At 54.2% G+C, this 20,962-nt stretch carries 18 protein-coding genes; 7 read left to right on the top strand and 11 right to left on the bottom strand.

Going from position 1 to position 20,962, the window contains the following annotated elements:
- Positions 1 to 3: 3 nt before the first annotated feature.
- The 5 genes from FHW71_RS00500 to rstA form a co-directional block, all read right to left on the bottom strand.
- Positions 4 to 810: a serine protease gene (locus FHW71_RS00500; RefSeq protein ID WP_061718815.1), complete on the bottom strand. Its 807-nt coding sequence runs from the start codon at positions 808 to 810 to the stop codon at positions 4 to 6.
- 277 nt (positions 811 to 1,087) lie between these two features.
- Entirely contained in the window at positions 1,088 to 1,564 is a 477-nt protein-coding gene (gene asr / locus FHW71_RS00495) for an acid resistance repetitive basic protein Asr (protein WP_008106410.1), read from the bottom strand.
- A 170-nt stretch (positions 1,565 to 1,734) separates the two neighbouring features.
- On the bottom strand, positions 1,735 to 3,222 hold the full coding sequence (locus FHW71_RS00490) for a carboxypeptidase M32 (protein WP_179450743.1): 1,488 nt from the start codon (positions 3,220 to 3,222) through the stop codon (positions 1,735 to 1,737).
- A gap of 12 nt (positions 3,223 to 3,234) precedes the next feature.
- Positions 3,235 to 4,545, bottom strand: a complete 1,311-nt coding sequence (rstB, locus tag FHW71_RS00485; RefSeq protein WP_179450745.1) for a two-component system sensor histidine kinase RstB — start codon at positions 4,543 to 4,545, stop codon at positions 3,235 to 3,237.
- Entirely contained in the window at positions 4,542 to 5,267 is a 726-nt protein-coding gene (gene rstA, locus FHW71_RS00480) for a two-component system response regulator RstA (RefSeq protein ID WP_008106404.1), read from the bottom strand. The genes rstB and rstA overlap by 4 nt, the downstream gene beginning before the upstream one ends.
- 176 nt (positions 5,268 to 5,443) lie before the next feature.
- On the opposite strand from rstA, the gene FHW71_RS00475 reads away from it, so the two are divergent.
- On the top strand, positions 5,444 to 5,857 hold the full coding sequence (locus FHW71_RS00475) for a hypothetical protein (RefSeq protein WP_008106403.1): 414 nt from the start codon (positions 5,444 to 5,446) through the stop codon (positions 5,855 to 5,857).
- Here the strand turns inward: FHW71_RS00475 and FHW71_RS00470 are convergent.
- Entirely contained in the window at positions 5,854 to 7,245 is a 1,392-nt protein-coding gene (locus FHW71_RS00470; RefSeq protein WP_179450747.1) for an amino acid permease, read from the bottom strand. The two genes, FHW71_RS00475 and FHW71_RS00470, sit on opposite strands and share 4 nt — an antisense overlap.
- Positions 7,246 to 7,469: 224 nt before the next feature.
- Positions 7,470 to 8,426, bottom strand: a complete 957-nt coding sequence (ydgH, locus tag FHW71_RS00465; RefSeq protein WP_008106399.1) for a DUF1471 family protein YdgH — start codon at positions 8,424 to 8,426, stop codon at positions 7,470 to 7,472.
- A 539-nt stretch (positions 8,427 to 8,965) separates the two neighbouring features.
- Between ydgH and pntA the strand changes: the two genes are divergently transcribed.
- Together pntA and pntB are read left to right on the top strand one after the other, a co-directional pair.
- Positions 8,966 to 10,495: a Re/Si-specific NAD(P)(+) transhydrogenase subunit alpha gene (gene pntA, locus FHW71_RS00460; RefSeq protein ID WP_179450749.1), complete on the top strand. Its 1,530-nt coding sequence runs from the start codon at positions 8,966 to 8,968 to the stop codon at positions 10,493 to 10,495.
- 11 nt (positions 10,496 to 10,506) lie between these two features.
- Positions 10,507 to 11,895, top strand: coding sequence for a Re/Si-specific NAD(P)(+) transhydrogenase subunit beta (gene pntB / locus FHW71_RS00455; protein WP_008106395.1), 1,389 nt, complete (start codon positions 10,507 to 10,509; stop codon positions 11,893 to 11,895).
- Between the two features lie 78 nt (positions 11,896 to 11,973).
- Here pntB and uspE read toward each other — a convergent pair whose 3' ends face one another.
- Together uspE and FHW71_RS00445 are read right to left on the bottom strand one after the other, a co-directional pair.
- On the bottom strand, positions 11,974 to 12,930 hold the full coding sequence (uspE, locus tag FHW71_RS00450; RefSeq protein ID WP_179450751.1) for a universal stress protein UspE: 957 nt from the start codon (positions 12,928 to 12,930) through the stop codon (positions 11,974 to 11,976).
- A gap of 118 nt (positions 12,931 to 13,048) precedes the next feature.
- Positions 13,049 to 13,801, bottom strand: a complete 753-nt coding sequence (locus tag FHW71_RS00445) for an FNR family transcription factor (protein WP_008106391.1) — start codon at positions 13,799 to 13,801, stop codon at positions 13,049 to 13,051.
- Positions 13,802 to 14,097: 296 nt separating this feature from the next.
- Between FHW71_RS00445 and smrA the strand changes: the two genes are divergently transcribed.
- Entirely contained in the window at positions 14,098 to 14,664 is a 567-nt protein-coding gene (gene smrA, locus FHW71_RS00440) for a DNA endonuclease SmrA (protein WP_179450753.1), read from the top strand.
- On the opposite strand, the gene FHW71_RS00435 is transcribed toward smrA, so the two are convergent.
- Positions 14,661 to 15,581 carry a LysR substrate-binding domain-containing protein gene (locus FHW71_RS00435; RefSeq protein WP_008106387.1) on the bottom strand — a complete coding sequence of 307 codons (921 nt, stop codon included), beginning with the start codon at positions 15,579 to 15,581 and terminating at the stop codon, positions 14,661 to 14,663. The genes smrA and FHW71_RS00435 overlap by 4 nt on opposite strands.
- 321 nt (positions 15,582 to 15,902) lie before the next feature.
- On the opposite strand from FHW71_RS00435, the gene FHW71_RS00430 reads away from it, so the two are divergent.
- Positions 15,903 to 17,237, top strand: a complete 1,335-nt coding sequence (locus tag FHW71_RS00430) for an aromatic acid/H+ symport family MFS transporter (protein WP_179450755.1) — start codon at positions 15,903 to 15,905, stop codon at positions 17,235 to 17,237.
- Positions 17,238 to 17,325: 88 nt separating this feature from the next.
- Positions 17,326 to 18,663: a VOC family protein gene (locus FHW71_RS00425; protein WP_179450757.1), complete on the top strand. Its 1,338-nt coding sequence runs from the start codon at positions 17,326 to 17,328 to the stop codon at positions 18,661 to 18,663.
- 54 nt (positions 18,664 to 18,717) lie between these two features.
- Here the strand turns inward: FHW71_RS00425 and FHW71_RS00420 are convergent, their stop codons facing one another.
- Positions 18,718 to 19,152: a DoxX family protein gene (locus FHW71_RS00420; protein WP_061718824.1), complete on the bottom strand. Its 435-nt coding sequence runs from the start codon at positions 19,150 to 19,152 to the stop codon at positions 18,718 to 18,720.
- A 192-nt stretch (positions 19,153 to 19,344) separates the two neighbouring features.
- Between FHW71_RS00420 and FHW71_RS00415 the strand changes: the two genes are divergently transcribed.
- Positions 19,345 to 20,862: a carboxylesterase/lipase family protein gene (locus FHW71_RS00415; RefSeq protein WP_179450759.1), complete on the top strand. Its 1,518-nt coding sequence runs from the start codon at positions 19,345 to 19,347 to the stop codon at positions 20,860 to 20,862.
- The last annotated feature ends 100 nt before the right edge of the window (positions 20,863 to 20,962 follow it).

Here is a 20,962-nt window from a genome sequence, read left to right as displayed (position 1 = left end):
TGATTATTGCGCTAGCTCTTCCAGCTTATCTTTAAAGGACGGCACTGCGATGGCGCGGTTATCGGCACGGTAACGATCGGCCGGCGCGGGTGCTGAACTCTGCACCGCAATCAACTGCCACTCATCACCGTTCTTCAACAGCAGAGGCGAACCGCTGTCGCCTGGCAAGGTATCGCACTGGTGCGACAGCACTGCGCGTTGTGCCCAACCGGTCACCAGACAATCGCTGTGCGAATAGAGCGTATCAAGATGATCGGCCGGATAACCGGCTTGTGTCACTTTACGTTGAGTGGTTTTCAACGCGGTGGTTAAATCGCCACGCGAACCGTCAAACAACGGAATCGGCACAATACCGGATGGCGGATTATGCAGAATAACCAGCCCATAATCGTAGGGCGCGGCGCCCGGCGGCACGATCCAGCCTTCGCCGTCTGCCTGCAACCGGCGCGCTAAAGAGGGTTCAACGCGCGCATCAATATCATGAATCTCGTAACGCCAGCCTTTGGCGCTGGCCATAAAACGCAGCGCCACCGGCTTATCAAACTTGCCGGGCGGAGCCAATAAACAGTGTCCGGCGGTCAACGCCAGATGGGCAGAAATCAGGGTGGCGGTGCAGAGGTTACCGCTTTCGGTCTCTAACTGACCGATGGCATCCCAGGGCGCGGCGCTTACGTCGCTAATCGCCTGGCGATGATCTTTGCCAAAGAACAACGTTTTGATGTCTTCCGGGCTTGGCCCATCTTCATCATCGGCATGTGCTGTATGGTTAAAACTGAAAAGACCAACAAGTAACAGGATAGCCAGGCGCATAGTTCTCTCAATGGCGAGAATAAGTAGAAGTTGTTGTCATCACGCTTGAGCGATAACTATAGTCGGTGAGCGGTGAAAAAGGGAGAAATATTGGAGTAATCAGCACGCTACAACGACTAGATAAAAAAGCTGGCTGCAACTATGCCACAGAGGATCATCACAATCAGAATAATTTCGAAGCGATAGCGACGCACCATTTTTCGCTACTCCAGTAAATAAACACCCGGCATAACCGGGTGTTTTCAATCATCAATACGGTGTTGGCGCTAAGCGAATCTTATTTAGCTGCTTTTTTCACTTTGTGATGCTTTTTAGCTGCCTGAGCTTTCTGCGCAGCGGGTTTGGTTACTTTTTTGTGGTGCTTTTTAGCAGCCTGAGCTTTCTGTGCAGCTGGCTTGGTTGCTTTGTGGTGCTTTTTAGCAGCCTGGGCTTTCTGTGCAGCTGGTTTGGTTGCTTTTTTGTGGTGCTTTTTAGCAGCCTGGGCTTTCTGTGCAGCTGGCTTGGTTGCTTTTTTGTGATGCTTTTTAGCGGCCTGAGCTTTCTGTGCAGCTGGCGCTTTCTTCTCTACTTTCTTGTGTTTCTTAGCAGCCTGCGCTTTCTGAGCAGCTGGTTTTTTGTGGTGAGCCATTTTGTGTTTAACTGGCGCAGCAGTTGTGGTTGCAGCAGCGGCTGGAGCAGCAGTTGTTTCAGCAGCGAAAGCAACAGAAGACATACCCATAGCAGCGGCGATCACCAGTGCAAATAATTTTTTCATTGCAAAATCCTCGAACTATTTTTTCATGTGTAGCCCACTGCGGGGCCGGTGAAAACACTATATGAAAAACAATTCAGGCTTTCCGTGAGGCATTGGTATCGGCGTGTAACGGATTGTACAAAGCGGCGTAAAGGAAGTGAAAAGGGCGGCCGCATGGGCCGCCGCGCAGTTTACTCAGAGAGATAACGTTGTTCAAGGTGCTGACGGAAATAGTGCGGATTCAGCGCTTCGCCGGTGGCATTGACCAGCAGCTGCTGCGTCGGGAAACGGCTACCGTGCTGCCAGATGTTCTGCTGTAACCAGTCAAACACCGGCTGCAAATCACCTTGCTGGATCAGCGTCTCGACCTGCGGAATCGCACGCTTAACCGCCTGGAACAGCTGGGCCGCGTACATCGCGCCCAACGTGTAGGTTGGGAAATAGCCAAACGCGCCGTCGGTCCAGTGAATATCCTGCATGCAACCGTCGCGGTAATTACCGCGCGTATCAATGCCTAACGATTGCTGCATCTTCTCGTCCCACAGCGCCGGGATATCTTCAACTTCAATCTCGCCCTCAATCAGCGCGCGCTCGATCTCGTAACGTAAAATCACGTGCGCTGGATAGCTCAACTCGTCGGCGTCGACGCGAATAAAGCCCGGCTTCACGCGCTGCGTCTGACGGATGAAGTTGTTTAACTCCAGCGCAGGCTGGTCGCCCATCAGCGCCACCACCTGCGGATGTATATGCTGCAGGAAGGCTTTACTGCGCCCCAGCTGCATCTCCATAAACAGGCTTTGAGATTCATGAATCGCGGTAGAACGCGCCTGCGCCACCGGCTGACCGCGCCACTGTTTTGGCAAATTCTGCTCGTAACGCGCATGGCCGGTTTCATGGATCACGCCCATCATGGCGCTGAGGAAATCGTTCTCGTTGTAACGCGTGGTGATGCGCACATCTTCCGGCACGCCGCCGCAGAACGGGTGCGCACTCACATCTAAACGGCCGTGATTGAAATCGAAGCCCAGCGTTTTCATCACGCTCAGGCCCAGCTGTTTCTGTGATTCGATGGCAAACGGACCAACAGGCTGCGCGATCGGCGTTTGCTGCTGCTTCGCCACTGCTTTTTGCAACAGATCGGGCAGCCAGCTTTTCAAATCGCCAAAGGTTTGATCCAGCTGCGCGCTGGTCATGCCCGGCTCAAACACATCCAGCAGCGCGTCGTAACGCGATACGCCGAGCGCATCGGCACGCAGCTGCGCCTCTTCACGGCTCAGCTTCACCACTTCTTTCAGATTGGCGGAGAAACCTTGCCAGTCGTTCGCTGGACGCTGCTGACGCCAGGCGTGCTCACAGCGCGAACCGGCCAGCGACTTGGCTTCCACCAGTGACGCAGGCAGCAGCGTGGCTTGCTGCCAGGCGCGCTGCATTTCGCTCAGGTTAACCTGCTCGACATCATTCAGAGATTCCTGCTGCGCGGCATCAAACAGCCCGCCGAGGCGTTTATCGGTCAGCACTTCGTGCATGAACACGCTCAGTTCGGCCATCGCTTCACCGCGTGCCTGGCTGCCGCCCGGCGGCATGGTGGTTTGCATATCGACACCGGCAATGGCGCCTAAATGGCCAAAGCGGGAGAGACGCTGAAAAGTGCGGCTAAGTTCTTGATAAGCTGAAGTCACGTAAAAAGCTCCTTATGACGGTAAGCGTGGCGCAATGTCCCGCAAGGGTAGATCAACCGGCCAGCAAAAGCGAACGCTGGCGCCGCCGAGCGGGCTGCTCTCAATCGAGACATTTCCCTGCATCGCCAGCGCAATAGAGTGGACGATCGCCAGACCCAAACCACAGCCGCCGGTGGCGCGATCGCGGCTCGGATCGAGGCGGACAAAAGGTTCAAACACGCGTGCGCGCTCTTCCTGCGGAATGCCCGGACCGTCGTCTTCCACCTGCAAACAGCCCAGCGCGCCATCAAACCATAAGCTCACGCGTAAACGCTGTTGCGCATAGCGCAGGGCGTTATTCACCAGGTTATCCAGCACGCGCTCCATCAGGCGCGTATCGGCGCTGCCAACGTTTTCCAACTGCGGGATATCCAGCGCAATCTGCGTCTGCGGATTCATGGTTTGCACATCTTCGATATGCACCCGCAGCCATTGCGCCAGATCGAAGGATTGCAGATGGAGATCAACGCGTGGCCGATCGAGGCGCGCATACGTCAGCAACTCCTCAATCAAACTCTCCAGCTGGCCAACATCGCGGTTCAGCGCGGCGGATTCCGCATCGGTGAGGTTATCGCTCATCTCCAGCCGGTAACGCAGCCGCACCAACGGCGTTCGCAACTCGTGCGCGATGCCGTCAATCAGCTGTTTCTTACTGGCAACCAGCGTGTTGATGTTCTCCGCCATCTGATTAAACGCCACGCCAAGACTGTGCAGGCTGGAGGTGCTTTCAAAATGGGTGCGCACGTCGAGTTCGCCACGGCCAAAACGCTGCGCGGCTTTCTCCAGCCGCTGCATCTCTTGCCAGTGCGGACGTAGCCAGATAAATACCGGCAGCGCCAGCGACATACCAATAAACGCCAGCAGCGCGATATCCAGAATGCGCATCTGGTGCAGATAGAAAAGGTAAGGGATTGGGCCGACGGAAAGCACGTAATGGCTGCGCGGAATATGCTGTAAGAAGGTGTACTGATCGTCAATCGCCACGATCTCGCCAGCGCGCAGGCGCTTCATGTCCGCGTCACCCAGCTGATATTTGCTCATCGGCTCAATATTCAGATCAAACGACAGATCGAGATCGAGGCTGCGAATGGTTTTGCTCCAGTCGCGCGGCGGGATCTCGCGCAGTTCGCTGCGCATCAAAAACAGCGAACTGGCCATCAAATCGTTCATTGACTGGCGTCCGGCGCGTTCGGCGGTGAATTTGTACACTAGCCCAACCAGTAATGTCATCACCAGAAAACAGACGAACAGCAGCAAATAGAACTGAATGAAGAGCTTTCTCATGCGGAACGGGTATCCCAGGCCTGCGGCGCGAACAGATAGCCTTTGTTGCGGATGGTTTTGATGCGGAACGGCTCGGTGGCGCTGTCGTACAGTTTTTTACGCAGGCGAGAAATCGCCACATCAATGCTGCGATCCATGCCATCGTAGGTGACGCCGCGCAGGGTTTTCAGCAGCGCATCGCGATTGAGGATTTGCCCGGCATGATTCGCCAGTTCCCACAGCAGATCAAAATCGGCGGTGGACAGTACAATATTTTCCTCGAACAGCGTTACCTGACGATTGAGTGAATCGATGGTCAGTGAACCGAAGCGCAGCACGCGCTGCGAGCTTTGAATGGCGGGCGTCACTTCCGGCTGACCAACGTGCGCCTGACGCAGATGCAAACGCAGACGCGCCAGCAACACCGCCGGCGGCGTGGTTTTGAGGATGTAATCGTTAGCGCCCATTTCCAGTGACAGAATATGGTTCATGTCGCTGTCGAGTGAGGTGAGCAAGACAATCGGACCTTGCCAGCTGGCACGCAGATCGCGGCACAATGTCATGCCATCCTTGCCGGGTAACATGATATCCAGCATCACTAAATCGGGATCGTGCAGGGCGATGGTGGCTTCAGCGCGGTCACCGCGCGTTTCAACAATAACTTCAATATCGTGGCGGCCAAGGTAAGCGGCGATCAATTCGCCTACTTCTGGCTCATCTTCCACATAGACGATTTTGTTCATAATTCACTGTGACGGATGAGAATGCCAGCAGCATAGCTTTTCCTGGTCCTGAGCTCTACGTTACCGCACGAAATATCCCTGCGTTACTGGTATGTATACCGTGAAATGTGCCATCATTAGCGGCGCGTTGTAGCGCAAGGTTCGGAACCGTAACGAAAAACAGGAGGAGTGCGAGAGTGTCTGATAAAGAGCTGGCTTCAGCCGGATACAGTGATCGCATCTGCTTCAATTACAGTGATTTTCTCTCCGCTTCCTGCAAAAAACGCTGGAGTTTTGTCGATGCCATTTATGGCGTGATGCCTATTTTTGGCATGGTAACGCGTAAATCGGCGCACAACCTTCAGGCCAGCGACGATCATCTCAAAGAATTAGCATTACAAATCATTTCAACGCAGGTGAGCGATGAGATTAATATCGCGCGCCTTATCACGTTGGCCGAGCAACAGCACATCAGCCGCTTTGATATTCAGCTGCCATATCCGCTGTCAGCCGAGCAGCTTGACGCTATTCATCAGGAATACCGTAAACCGCTCAATCTGACACAGCAGGATGACCTGCTGTGCGTTTCCATTCCGGTCCAGCCGCACTAATTCGTTAGCTGCCACAACGCGGGCAGTGACGCCGCCATCAACAACACAATCGCGATGCGCTCCAGTTGTGACAACACGTTGTCGCCACGACCGCCGCGTCGTGCGTACAGGAACAGCAGCAATCCGGGCGCATAAAGCACCACTGAAAGCAGCAGATGCAAGGGACCTGACGCATACAGCAGCCAAATGCCATACGCGCTGGCACCGACGCCGGTAAACATCGCCCAGGGTTTGTTCTGCCCGCGCACCACCTTAATCAGATACAGACCCACCAGCAGATAGGGCACCAAAATCATTTCTGAAGCGATGGTCAGCAGCGTGTTGTAATCCGCGCCGGTTAAGGCGATCAAGATCAGGCAAACCTGCACGCTGCCGTTGGTCAGCCATAACGAGGCAGAAGGAGAGTTGTGGCGATTCTGGCGCGCGATGCTGCGCGGGAAGGCACCTTGCTGCGCGGCAAGGAACGGCACTTCAGCGGCCATAATCGTCCAGCTCAGATAGGCGCCGCACACCGAAATAATCAATCCGACCGCAATCACCGCATCGCCCCAATGACCCAGCAGATGCTTCATCAAACCGGCCATGGAAGGATTGCGCATCTGTGCCAGTTCGGCTCGCGGAATCACGCCTAACGACAGCAGCGTAACCAGCAAATAAACCAACAGCGCGGCCAGCACCGCCATCAGCGTAGCGCGTCCGACATCCTGCTTATTACGCGCACGCGCAGAAACTACCACCGCGCCTTCCACGCCAATAAACACCCATAAGGTGATCAGCATGGTTTGCTTCACCTGCTGCCACAGCGGCTGACCGAGCTCGACACCGCTGAAATCAAAGCGGAAGCGATCGTAGTTGAATGCCAGCAGCGCCAGGACGACAAACAGCAGCAGCGGCACCAGCTTGCCCAGCGTTGCCAGCAAGTTAATGCTGGCCGCTGTTTGCACGCCGCGCAGCACCAGGCAATGCACCAGCCACAGCAGCACCGACGCGCCAAGCATTGCCTGCCACGTATTGCCATCGCCAAATACCACGCGATCCGGTGTGTCGGTAAAGAAACTCAGCGCCGAGAAGACAATCACCAGATAAGAGACGTTGGCGATTACCGCACAGAGCCAATATCCCCACGCCGAGCAGAAGCCCATCAGCTCACCAAAGCCGGCGCGCGCATAGGTAAAGATGCCGCCATCCAACTCGGGTTTCAGCCGCGTCAGTAATAGCATGGCAAGTGACAGGAAGATGATGCCAACGCCGGTGATCAGCCAGCCGATCAGCAGCGCCGCCGGGCCGGCAACTGCCGCCATATTTTGCGGCAGGCTGAACACGCCAGCACCCAGCATTGAGCTGAGTACCAACGCGGTGAGCGCACTAAGACCTAATTTTTTATCCAAAACGCCCATCCTAAGCAGCAGAGTATGCTGGGTGGTGGCGATTCCGCTGGAGTCTCGCGTGGCAGTTAGCCAACTTTGAAACGGAATCCCCTAAAAACAGGCGGCAGATTTTACGGAGTGCAAAGGGGGAAGGCAATGCAAGACTATGCAAATCTGCGCACGGATTATGCAGTCAGTATGAGGGAGATTTTGAAAAGGGCGACGGAAGTCGCCCTTAATCGGAATTACTTGAACAGATCCGCAGTGACGGTCAGGTTACCGCCGCTCTGGTTCTGCCATTGACGCGTGATGTGATAGTACTTAGCGCCTTTTTCTACGGCACGTTTACCAACCGCTTCAGAGATTTCGGTTGGGGTACCGAAGTGATCGGAGAAGGTGATGGTGTCAAACGGCTGCATCTGCGCAGCAGTAATCGCATTCACTTCCTGCACGCTGCGGCCATCGGCGGTTTTTACCGTGTAACGTTGACCGGTTGAGCTTTGCGTTTCGAAGAAACGACCTACGTTACGGCTTGGCGTCTCAGAAGAGGCCACGCCTGGAATCGCCACTTTCGCTGCCGCCGCACCGCCAGCAGCCAGAGCTGCTTTACCGGCTTCAGAATCCGCGGGGATTGAATCAGAGGTGTTCTGAACTTTGCGTTCTGGCGCATCTGCCTTGTAAACATACGCGGTCACGTATTGGTTGCCGCCGTTGTTAGCATCAACCTGACGCACGATAAAGAAGGATGCCGCACCTTTATTTTTAGCTGCCTTGGCAATCGCTTCATTAACATCTGGCTGGCTTGAGAAGAAACCATTAACCGATACGGTATCGTAAGGCTCAAGGCGATACGCTTCTGCTTTCGGCAGCTCTTTCACGCCGGAGAAGGTGCGGTATTTAGTGGAGTCATCCGCTTTTGGTGCGTTGGCTTTGTACAAATCAGCCGTTACGCGCCAGTTACCGCCGTTGCCGTTGCTATCATTAATACCCTGAACATAGAAAGAGTCAGCGCCTTTGGCATCGGCTTGTTTGGAGATGGCATCAGTTGCATCGCCAATGGCATTGAAACGGCCGCTGATATTAATACGTTCGAATGGTTTCAACGCGGCCGCTTGCTCTGGCGTTAACTCTTTAGCAGCAAACGCATTTGCCGCCAGCAGTGATAACAAGGTTGACGCCAGAATGGTGTTCTTCAGCTTCATAAAAATGATCCTTCGCCTTACGCAAAATGAGTACGAAAACGTGCTGGACTCTTGATGTATAACAGATTAGCCGCTGATTATTGCATGTAATAATCGGCCTGTCTCAGCCAATTTAAGCGCATAACATTGACAATCTCTGCCATTTATTCATCGACCTGTCATTGACTTCTGTTACGGCTCTTTTTTGCACAGATAACCACTTATTCTGGTAACACTTAGTGCCATAATAGTTATCGCATTGTTAAATAAAGGTTTTTAATAATACTTAATTCGACATGACACGATTTTGCGCAGCAGAATATTTTTTAATAAACACCAAATGCAGTGGCAAAACGTGGCATTCAATCTTTGCGTCTGAATATTTGTGTGAATGTCATAAGTAGGCGTTATCGCTGTGGATCACTCTTCATATTTTCAGTAGGTTATAAAGACTTTGTTACATTGTGCATTTTGCTCATAAAAAGCTGAAACACTGTTTCGGCTTTTGAGCTTTTTGCCACTTACAGAACCTCATCCTTTAATTGTTGAAAGGAAACAGTATGTTAATTGGGATACCCAAAGAACGGTTAGCCAATGAGTCGCGCGTGGCCGCCACGCCAAAGACCGTTGAGCAGCTGATCAAACTGGGATTTAGCGTCACCGTTGAACAGAGCGCAGGACTTCGCGCCAGCTTTGATGATGAAAGCTTTATCGCCGTCGGCGCCACCATCACCAACACTCACGACGTCTGGCAGTCAGACATCGTGTTAAAAGTGAATGCGCCTGACGATCAGGAGATCGAACTGACGCGCGCCGGTAGCACGCTGGTGAGCTTTATCTGGCCTGCACAGAATCCAGCGCTGCTGGAGAAACTGGCAGCACGCAACGTCACCGTGATGGCGATGGATTCGGTGCCGCGTATTTCACGTGCCCAAGCACTGGATGCGTTGAGCTCAATGGCGAACATCGCGGGCTATCGTGCCATCGTTGAAGCCGCGCATGAATTCGGTCGCTTCTTCACTGGTCAAATCACCGCTGCCGGTAAAGTGCCGCCAGCCAAAGTGATGGTGATCGGTGCGGGCGTGGCGGGATTAGCAGCCATTGGTGCTGCAGGCAGTTTGGGTGCCATCGTGCGTGCTTTCGATACGCGTCCGGAAGTGAAAGAGCAGGTGCAGAGTATGGGCTCCGAGTTCCTTGAGCTGGACTTTGAAGAAGAAGCGGGCAGCGGCGATGGTTATGCCAAAGTAATGTCTGAAGCCTTTATCAAGGCGGAGATGGAACTGTTTGCCGCGCAGGCGAAAGAAGTCGACATTATTGTCACCACCGCGCTGATTCCTGGCCGTCCGGCACCGAAGTTAATTACTGCTGAGATGGTTGCCAGCATGAAGCCGGGAAGCGTGATCGTCGATCTGGCGGCGCAAACCGGCGGTAACTGTGAATTGACGGTTGCCGATCAGGTGACCTTAACCCCCAACGGCGTGAAGATTATCGGTTACACCGATTTGCCAAGCCGCCTGCCTACGCAATCCTCACAGCTTTACGGTACCAACCTTGTCAACCTGCTGAAACTGTTGTGCAAAGAGAAAAACGGCGAAATTACCGTTGATTTCGAAGACGTGGTAGTGCGTGGCGTGACGGTGATTCGTGATGGCGAAGTGACATGGCCAGCGCCGCCGACTCAGGTTTCCGCCGCGCCGAAAGCGCAACCTGCCGCACAGCCGCTGCCGAAGGCTGAAGCCAAGCCGGTTTCACCGTGGCGTAAATATCTGCTGCTGGCGTTGGCGGTGGTGCTGTTTGCCTGCCTGGCCAACGTGGCGCCAGCGGACTTCCTGTCGCACTTTACCGTCTTCGCGCTCTCTTGCGTGGTCGGCTATTACGTGGTGTGGAACGTGAGTCACGCCTTGCACACGCCGTTGATGGCCGTCACCAACGCCATTTCCGGCATTATTGTGGTGGGTGCGGTGCTGCAGATGGGCCACGGCGGTTGGGTAACGATTCTGTCGTTTATCGCCGTACTGATCGCCAGCATCAATATCTTCGGTGGTTTCACCGTCACCCAGCGCATGCTGAAAATGTTTCGTAAGAATTAAGGGGTAGCAACATGTCTGGCGGATTAGTTACTGCAGCATATATTGTTGCCGCGATTCTGTTTATTTGCAGCCTTGCCGGTCTCTCGAAACACGAGACCTCGAAGCAGGGTAATATTTTTGGCATGAGCGGCATGGCAATTGCGCTGCTGGCCACCATTTTTGGCCCGAACACCGGTAACGTTGCCTGGATTCTGGTGGCGATGGTGATTGGTGGTGCGATTGGCTTGCGTCTGGCGAAGAAAGTCGAAATGACCGAAATGCCGGAGCTGGTTGCCATTCTGCACAGCTTTGTAGGTTTGGCGGCGGTGTTAGTGGGCTTCAACAGCTACATCGATCACGCGCCGGGCCTCGCGCCGGTGATGGAAAATATCCATCTGACCGAAGTGTTCCTGGGCATCTTCATCGGTGCGGTGACCTTTACCGGTTCACTGGTGGCGTTTGGCAAACTGCGCGGCAAGATCTCCTCTTCAGCGCTAATGCTGCCGCATCGTCATAAAATGAACCTCGCGGCGCTGGTGGTTTCCTTCCTGCTGATGCTGTGGTTCGTGCAAACCGATAGTACTGGCGCGCAGGTGTTTGCGCTGCTGCTGATGACCATCATTGCGCTGGTGTTTGGCTGGCATCTGGTGGCGTCGATCGGCGGTGCGGATATGCCGGTTGTGGTTTCGATGCTGAACTCTTACTCCGGTTGGGCAGCGGCGGCGGCGGGCTTCATGCTGAGCAATGACTTGCTGATCGTTACCGGTGCGCTAGTCGGTTCTTCCGGTGCCATCCTCTCTTACATCATGTGTAAAGCGATGAACCGCTCCTTTATCAGCGTAATCGCCGGTGGTTTTGGTACCGACGTAAGCGTGGGCGGCGAAAGCGATGAAGTCGGCGAGCACCGCGAAATTACCGCAGAAGAGACCGCAGAGATGCTGAAAGCCTCTTCTTCTGTGGTGATCACGCCGGGTTATGGCATGGCGGTGGCTCAGGCGCAGTATCCGGTGGCTGAGATTACCGAAAAGCTGCGTGCACGCGGTATCAAAGTTCGCTTTGGTATTCACCCGGTTGCTGGTCGTCTGCCTGGTCACATGAACGTACTGCTGGCGGAAGCGAAAGTACCTTACGATGTGGTGCTGGAAATGGACGAGATTAACGATGACTTCAGCGATACCGATACCGTGTTGGTAATCGGCGCGAATGACACCGTTAACCCAGCCGCACTGGAAGATCCGCGCAGTCCAATCGCTGGCATGCCGGTGCTGGAAGTGTGGAAAGCGCAGAACGTGATTGTCTTTAAACGCTCGATGAGCACTGGATACGCGGGCGTACAGAATCCGCTGTTCTTTAAAGACAATACGCAGATGCTGTTTGGCGATGCGAAAGCGAGCGTGGAAGGCATTCTGCGCGCGCTGTAAAAAAGAAGGGCGGTGATGTGACTCACCGCCCTGAGTAAATATAGAAAGGGCGGCCATTGTGAGCCGCCCTTTTTTTAATCAATCGTCTTCATCTTCTTCGTCATCGTAATCAATCGGCGATTTGAAATCGTCTGGCTTGATCGCCAGCAAATCACAGCGCAGATGATCGATCACTTGTTCCGCGGTGTTACCCAGGAACGCAGCTGACAAACCGGTACGGCCGATGGTGCCGAGCACCACAATGCCGGCATCCAGATGTGAAGCGATATCCGGAATCACTTCCTCGGGCAAACCTTTAGCCACATGAGTGAACTCTTCGCCGATCGAGAATTTTTGTCGCAGCGCTTTCATCGCCACTAAATGCTGGCCGCGAATTGCGTCGTTATAAACGCTCGGATCAAAGTCCGGCAGTTCGATAGCAATGTTGATTGGCGTGATGGGATAAGCACCGACCAAATGCACTTCGGTGTGATTCACCATCTCGGCCAGCAGCGTGGTTTCACGAATCAGCTTCTGATTAAGCTCATCGTGATGCGGTTCTTCGCTGGCGAGATTGACTGCCACCACCGCTTTGCCGCCTTCAGGCCACGCCTGATCTTTCACCATCCACACCGGGCAAGGGCATTTACGCAGCAGATGCCAATCCGTAGGAGTAAATATCACCGCTTCCAGGCGATCGTGCTGGTGCGCCATTTTCAGCACTAAATCATGCTGATGCGCCATAATTTCCTGAATGATTGCTTCATACGGACGGTTATGCCAAACCACTTTGATTTCAATTTCAACGCCAGCCTCAATATATGCCTGGGACTGTTGGCGGATCCATTCGGTACGTTGGCTGATCACCCCTTTGCGCATATTTGAGCGCTCGTCGGGCGACAGCAGCGTGGTCATTTCATATGAGAAGTCGTAAATAGGCAGGAAAGCTTTGATTTTTCCGCCGATACGTTGATTGAGATAAACCGCACGACGCAGCGCGGGCTGATCGTCCTGCTGGGCATCAATAGCCACCAGAATATTTTGGTACCGGGACATAGGCCGATCTCCTAAAACCAAAGCAAGTTGGATTAAAGATAGCCTAAGTTTGGACAGGGCAGAAGCGGAAAAGTTGTTGCCGGATCAATAAAATAACTTTTATTAACCCGGCACAGAATCACGCGGCTTGTTCGGTCTGGCCAGCTAATTCTGCCAGCAAAGCGTGGTTCTCGATGGTGATATATTTGCCTTTAACGGCCAGCATGCCACTTTTCTGGAAGCGACCCAGCAGACGGCTGATGGTTTCTACGGTTAGTCCCAAATAGTTACCAATGTCGCCGCGCGTCATGGTCAGACGGAATTCACGCTGTGAGAAACCGCGCTGTCCGAAACGGCGCGACAGATTCCAGACAAACGCCGCCAGACGCTCTTCGGCATTTTTCTTCGACAGCAGCAGAATCATATCCTGATCGCCTTTGATTTCACCGCTCATCAAACGCATCATCTGCTGACGTAGCGCCGGCATTTTACCGGAGAGATCGTCGAGGGTTTCAAACGGGATTTCGCACACCATCGCGGTTTCCAGCGCTTGCGCAAAGCTTGGATGTTTTGCACCGACAATGGCGTCAAAACCGACCAAATCGCCTGCCAGATGAAAGCCAGTAATTTGCTCGTCGCCTTGTTCAGTGATGGTGTAGCTTTTGATAGTGCCGGAGCGGATTGCGTAAAGCGATTTCAGTTCATCACCGGCTTTGAACAGCGTCTGGCCTTTCTGAATCGGCTTTTTGCGCTCAATGATGTTATCCAGCTGATCCAGTTCGTGCTCGTTCAGCGTGAAGGGAATACACAATTGGCTGATACTGCAATCCTGACAATGGATGGCACAACCGCCAGACTGAATACGTCGAATGCTGCGTTTTTCCTGGATCATATAGTTACGCTCGATGATTATTGACTGCGGTCAATTTTAACATTTTTCTAAGCGAAGGGAACTCATCCGAGCAGTAAATGTCCTTAAAACCCCACAAATGTCAGGTATTACAGGGTTTGCGCTGGTCTGGCTCAAGGGCATTTATTGATCTGGAACGTTTTGTTGCCAGGTTTACAGTTAGACACAGCTTAATACAGCGCAAAAAGTGACAGATGTTTTGCCAATAATCCTTTGCTACTCTTTTGCTTTGGCGTCGAATTGGACGCTCAGGTAAATACCAGGCGAGAGGAAACACCATGAACCTTGATGATGAAGACCTTTTCCGCGATGCCATGGGTGATGTGACACCATTAAAAAACTGCGCTAACACCCAATGGCTACGCGCCCCTTCGCCTAAAGCGCCGCGCGCGCCGCAGGAAAGTGACGAGCAGGAAAATTTCCTCACGCGTGGCTTTCTCGACATTATTCCGCTGACAACACCACTGGAGTTTAAGGTTGAGGGCGTACAGCAAGGCGTGCTGGATAAGCTGCGGCTGGGCAAATATCCGCCCGAAGCCAGCCTTAATCTGCTGCGTCAGCCGGTGGAAACCTGTCGTCAGGCGCTGTTCAGCTTTATGCAACAAGCCAACAAACATGGATTGCGCAATCTGCTGATCATTCATGGCAAAGGGCGTGACGATGAGTCGCACGCCAATATTGTGCGCAGCTATGTGGTGCGATGGTTGCAGGAGTTTGCAGAAGTGCAGACCTTTTGCACGGCGCAGCCGAAAGATGGTGGGGCGGGCGCGCTCTATGTCGGTTTACGTAAAACCGAACAGGCGCGCCTCGAGAACCGTGAACGTCATGCCAAACACAGTCGTTAGCTGTGGAATTTGCGGATGGTCGCCATCAACACTTCGGCGCTCAGGCTTAGCGGGCTGCCGCTGCGCGTAATAATGCCAACCGGTTCGCCTGGCCCCGGCGAGGCAATTGGTAGCGCGCACAACGCATCGTGATTTAAATCTTCTTTAATGGCGCCGGAAGGCACAAACCACACATAGTCGTAGCGCAGCGCCAGCTGGCGCGCCAGGGATGTCGATGAGGTTTCGACGCAGTTTGCTGGCAAGGTACAACCTTGCTCATTCAGCATATGCTGCGCAATACGACGCGGCGCCGTACCTTCCGGAGAAATCACCACTGGCCATTGCATCGCGCGCGACAGCATAACGTTCTCGCTTAATAGCGGATGATCCGGGCGCACCACCAATTTAAGTGATTCCAGAAACAGCAATTCATAGGTCAGTCCGGCCATCATGTCGCTATCCGCCATCCGACCAATGCCAACATCAAACTCACCAGCACGTAAACCGGCCAACAGCACGTTATTGTGCAACGTTGCGACCTGCACCGTAGTATTGGGTTGCTGCTCATGGAAGCGATCGAGAATTTGCGGCAGCATGCCCATCGCAGCGGTAGTCAGCGCGCCGAGTCGAATCACCACCGGCCGGCCAGGCTGCTGTGCGTTGAAGCTCTGACCCGCATGATTGAGCGCATCCAGCACTTTCACTGCATGAATCAAAAACTGTTCGCCCAGCGTGGTGAGCTGCGCACCGAGCCGTCCGCGTTCAAACAGCCGCGCGCCGGCAAGCTCTTCCAGCTCATTCAGTGTTTTCGACAAAGCAGGCTGGCTCAAATTGAGCGTTTCAGCGGCACGACCGAGCGTGCCTTGCTGCGCTACCGCCACAAAGGTATGTAAATGACGCAAGCGAATGCGCTGATTGAAAAGGATATTTTTGTCCATACGCCCAACATAATGAGTTATGACGAGAAGCAGCAATGAGGAAACGTTAATTATGTTAACTTGCCTGCAAATTTATATTAACAAAAATGCCGCGACACAACCTTTATGCCTAACCTGCTGAATTTAAGCGTAATGCTGCAAATGACACCTTTTGCCGAATATTCAGGTCACGTAAAATCAACAACATAATTCGGTAAAAGTTGAATAATTCTCAATTACATCCAAAAACAGTGCCCGATATTGTTAACGATGAGCTATGATAAGCGCCGTTTTTTTTACTAAAACTGATGCCCTAAACGGTAAAAGTGCAGGAGTCGTTACGTGACCAGCGTTGAAGCAGTAGACGTTCGCCAGCTTATTAATAAGAGTGCGCTTAGCAGCTGGCAGAAGCGCTTAATCGCGCTGTGCTTCGTGGTAGTGGCGCTGGACGGCATGGACATTGCGCTAATGGGATTTATTGCGCCCACGCTGAAAGCCAGTTGGGGCGTGACTAATCATCAACTCGGCTTGGTGATCAGCGCGGCGTTGATTGGTCTGGCATTAGGTGCGATGGTCGCTGGACCGCTGGCCGATCGCTATGGTCGCCGCGTGATGATCCTGATCAGCGTACTGTTTTTCGGCCTGTGGACGCTGGCCACGGCGATGGCGCAGAACATCGAACAGATGATGCTGTTCCGCTTTCTCACCGGCTTAGGGCTCGGCGCCGCCATGCCTAACGTTGGCACTCTGGTGGCCGAATATGCGCCTGAACGTCGCCGCTCCTTCATTATTACCGTGGTGTTCTGCGGCTTTACCTTTGGTGCCGCAACCGGTGGTTTTGCCGCTTCGTGGCTGTTGCCACGTTATGACTGGCACTCGGTCATGCTGATGGGTGGCGTGCTGCCGCTGTTGGTGTTGCCCTTTTTAGTGCGCGGCTTACCGGAATCGGTACGATTTCTGATTAGCCGTCGCGCGCCTGCCGCACATATTCACGCCATCCTCGAACGTATGCTGCCCGGCACCGTGCAGCCGGGTAGCCATTTCCAAAGCACTGAGCTGCCCACAGCGCGCAAAGGTTCGGTTGCAACCGTGGTGTCGCGCCGCTATCTGTTTGGCAGTTTGATGTTGTGGGGCGGCTACTTTATGGGGCTGTTTCTCGTTTATCTGATTGGCAGCTGGATGCCTTCGCTGATCAGCACGCTTGGCATGTCGGTGACGGAAGCAGCGATTGTTACGGCGATGTATCAGGCCGGTGGAACCATTGGTTCGTTGTTTGCTGGTTGGTTGATGGATCGCATCAACGCCAATCTGGCGCTGGCGGTGATCTATTTCTGCGGCGGCATTGCCATCGTGGCGCTGGGTTTTTCTCCTGCGCAGGTTGGCTTAATGAGCGCCATCGCTTTCTTCAGCGGCTTCTGTTTTAACGGTGCTAATACCGGCATGAATGCGCTTTCTGCCAGTTATTATCCAACACACGCTCGAGCCACCGGCTCCAGCTGGATGCATGGAGTTGGCCGCATCGGCGCCATCATCAGCGCGTTTGTGGGTGCCGAGTTGTTAACGCTTGGCTGGACGTTCAGTCAGATCTTCCTGCTGCTGGCGATTCCTGCGGTATTAACCACCATCATGCTGGTGCTGAAATGTCGCTTTGGTGACCAGTCAAACCTCACTGAGTGACAAGGCGATCACAGTTCCACGAAATTGTTACCCGCCGCTAAAGGGTTGATCTACAGTAGCAACAACCCGTAAGCCCAAGGTGATGATGATGCCAAACTTTCTCAGCAGCGATGCCATCCGCACGCTGTTCTCGCAGGCAATGTCGACCATGTATCAGCAGGAAGTGCCGCAATACGGCACGCTGACGCAGTTGGTCACCGCCGTTAATGAACGTACGCTGGAAGCCAATCCCGAGTTAAAAAACCGTCTGTCAGCCGCCGATGAACTGAGCCGACTCAGCGTAGAGCGTCACGGTGCAATTCGCGTCGGCAAAGCTGAAGAACTCAGCACGTTGCGCCAGATGTTTGCCGTGATGGGCATGGAAGCGGTGGGATATTACGATCTGTCGCAAGCCGGTGTGCCGGTGCACTCCACGGCGTTTCGACCGGTTAGCGACCGCGCATTGCGCCACAATCCGTTCCGCGTGTTCACCTCGCTGCTGCGTCTCGAACTGATTGATGATGCGGCGCTGCGCGAGAAGGCCGCTGCGATTCTCGCCGCGCGCGATATCTTTACGCCGGGTTGCCGTGCTTTGATTGCCAAACATCAGCAGCAGGGCGGCTTGAACGCAGCGGATGCGGCGACTTTCGTGCAGGAAGCGCTGGAAACTTTCCGCTGGCATGCGCATACCACTGTAGACAGCGCCACTTATCGTGCATTGAGTCAACAGCATCGTCTGATTGCCGATGTGGTGTGTTTCCGCGGTTGCCACATCAACCATTTGACGCCGCGCACGCTGGATATTGACCGCGTGCAATCGCTGATGCCTTCGCGCGGTATCGATCCCAAAACCTTGATTGAAGGCCCGCCGCAGCGCAAGGTGCCGATTCTGCTGCGCCAGACCAGCTTCAAAGCCCTGGAAGAAGCGGTGCACTTTAATGATGGCACGCCGGGCACGCATACCGCGCGCTTTGGTGAGATTGAACAGCGCGGCGCAGCGCTCACGCCGAAAGGGCGCGAACTCTACGATCGTTTGCTAGCCGAAGCCGGTACCGGCAGCGATAACCAACATCACCAGCAACATCTCAGCGCGGTGTTTAGTGATTTCCCCGATGACGAAGAGAGCTTGCGCGAGCAGCAGCTGGCGTGGTTCCGCTATCGCCTGACTGACAAAGGCGAGCATCTGCCGCCACGCGCGGGCGAAAGCGTGACGCAGTTGCTGGCAGAAGGGCGATTGAGCGCCGAACCTATCGTTTACGAGGATTTCCTGCCGGTGAGCGCAGCGGGGATTTTTCAGTCGAATCTGGGCGATGTGGCGCAAACGCGCAGCGCAGGTAACGCCAGCCGGGCGGATTTTGAAACTGCGTTAGGGACAGCGGTTCAGGATGAGATGGCGTTATATCAACAGATGCAGCAGCGCAGTCTTGAACGCTGTAGTGTAGCGTAAGGAGAAAATTTACAGCCGGTCTGAAATTCAGCAGACCGGCTGCTTTTCTTCTCGTTATTGCAAGCGCGAGTCACGCACCAGCGTGTACTTCCCGGCACCCAAAAACATAATGGCGAGCGCACCCAGCAGGTAGAGAGCTTCTGTCTCCAGCGCCCAGGCACCGACATCTGTGCGATGCCAGACAGCGCCCATTTTTACCAGCAGTGTCGCAACAATCATGTTCACCGCAATAATGAACGCCGCAGGGCGCGTCAGTAATCCGATGATCACCATTACCGGTGCCGCTATTTCCCCGATGTAAGCACCGTAAGCGATGAAACCTGGCATCCCTTTGACGGCGAGCATATGCGCAATCCAGCCCACGCCATGCACTACCTTGAACGCCCCATGAAACAGCAGCAATCCGCCAAAAGTCAGGCGTAACAGCAGTTTGCCGAAGTCCGGGTGATCGCACATCCGGTTGAACATCTGGTTAATGCCACCAAACATGGTATTTCTCCGTCGCGCCAGGTTAACTTGCAACCTTAAAACAAATGGTCTCAATGGGGTTAGCCAAAATATTTGATGGAGTTGTTCAAAGAATCGCGCCACGGTTCGGCATAATCTGCAAATGCTTTCAGAACATGGACATTCGTCCAAGGCCTGCAAATAATGGAACGATGCATTATCAGGGAACCCGAGATGAAAAATGAACGACGTCTGAGGATCATGACCGCAGAAGGTGAACTCAGAGGCCTGATGGACGAAGATCTTTTTGTCTTCAAAGGAATACCGTACGCAGCCGCACCCACTGGCGCTTTACGCTGGCGACCGCCGCAGCCGGTTCAGCCGTGGCAAGATGTGCGTGACGCGACCGAATGGGGCGCGGCAAGCTGGCAGAACCGTGACTATTGCGTGGCCGCTGGCGGTGGCGATCCCGGTCACTTCAGTGAAGATTGTCTCTACCTCAATATCTGGACACCGGATGTTGAGCCATCGCGGCCGTTGCCGGTGATGGTGTGGTTGCACGGCGGCGGTTTTGCCATCGGCGCGGGCAATCTCGATCCCTATCGCGGCAAAGCGCTGGCGGCGCAAGGCGTGGTGGTCGTAACGCTCAACTATCGCCTTGGCCACTTCGGTTTCTTCTCTCATCCGGCGCTGGATGCGCAATATCCCGCCGGGCGCGTGATCAACAACTTTGCCTTACTCGATCAAATTGCCGCCTTGCAGTGGATTCAGCGCAACATTCCTGCCTTTGGCGGCGATCGTCATAACGTGACGCTGTTTGGTGAATCCTCCGGTGCGCGCAGCGTGTTATCGCTGTGCTGCTCGCCGCTCTCCGAGGCGCTGTTTCACAAAGGCATTGTACAAAGCGCCTACAGCTTGCCCGACATCCCGCAAAAGCAGGCACAACAGATTGGTTTGCAGGTGGCGGCGCATTTTTCATTACCCGAAGATGCCAGCGCCGAGCAACTGCGCGAGCTGCCGGCTGAACAATTCTGGCCGTTAGAACGCCCGCTAGCGCTTGGCCCGGTGCCAATTAGCGGCGATGCGGTGCTGCCGAAGCCGATGTTAACCACCTTTATGAGCGGTAAACAGCATCGCATCCCGTTAATGATTGGCAGCAACAGCGATGAAGCCAGCGTGCTGGACTATTTTGGCGTGGATGCCACGGCGGTGTTGCGGCAGATGCGTAGCAAGAACCGCGTCAGCTATCGCCTGATGAAGTGGTTGTACGATATTCATGATGATGCGCTGCTGGGACGTGCGGTGGCGCGCGATATGGCGTTCACGGTGTTACCGTTGATGGTCGCTCAGGCGCAGCATAATATCGGCATGCCCGCATGGCGTTACTGGTTCGATTACGTCTCCGAAAACGCGCGCGATCTCTATCCGCACGGCACCTGGCACGGCAATGAAATTCCTTATGTCTTTAACACGCTGGATACGCTAACGCCGCCTGCGGAACGCAGCTACAGCGAGCAGGATAAAGCGTTCGCCGCCGCAGTCAGCGCCTATTGGGTCACCTTCGCACGGGAAGTCAGCGAGTTCAGTGCGCACTTACCCGGAAAGGTTGATTGGCCCGCCTGGCGACCGGGCGAAGATCTGACGCTGGCATTGGGCGATCAGGGCAAAGCCCAGGCGGTGGTGAAGGCGCGCTTTATGCGTGGACGGCTGCGTTTGTTCCGTTTGATGATGCGCAGCCACGTTAAGCTTTAATGAGCCTGCTAATGGTTTAAGCAGGTAAATGAATTCTTAAGACAAATTCACGCCTATCTTACTGATTAATCATCAAAGCGCCTTTTCCTCACCTGCGTCA

This window comes from Enterobacter sp. Sphag1F, assembly GCF_014193275.1.
In the GTDB taxonomy this organism is placed as follows: Bacteria; Pseudomonadota; Gammaproteobacteria; order Enterobacterales; family Enterobacteriaceae; genus Pantoea; species Pantoea symbiotica.
This window is presented reverse-complemented; position numbering and strand designations above follow the sequence as displayed.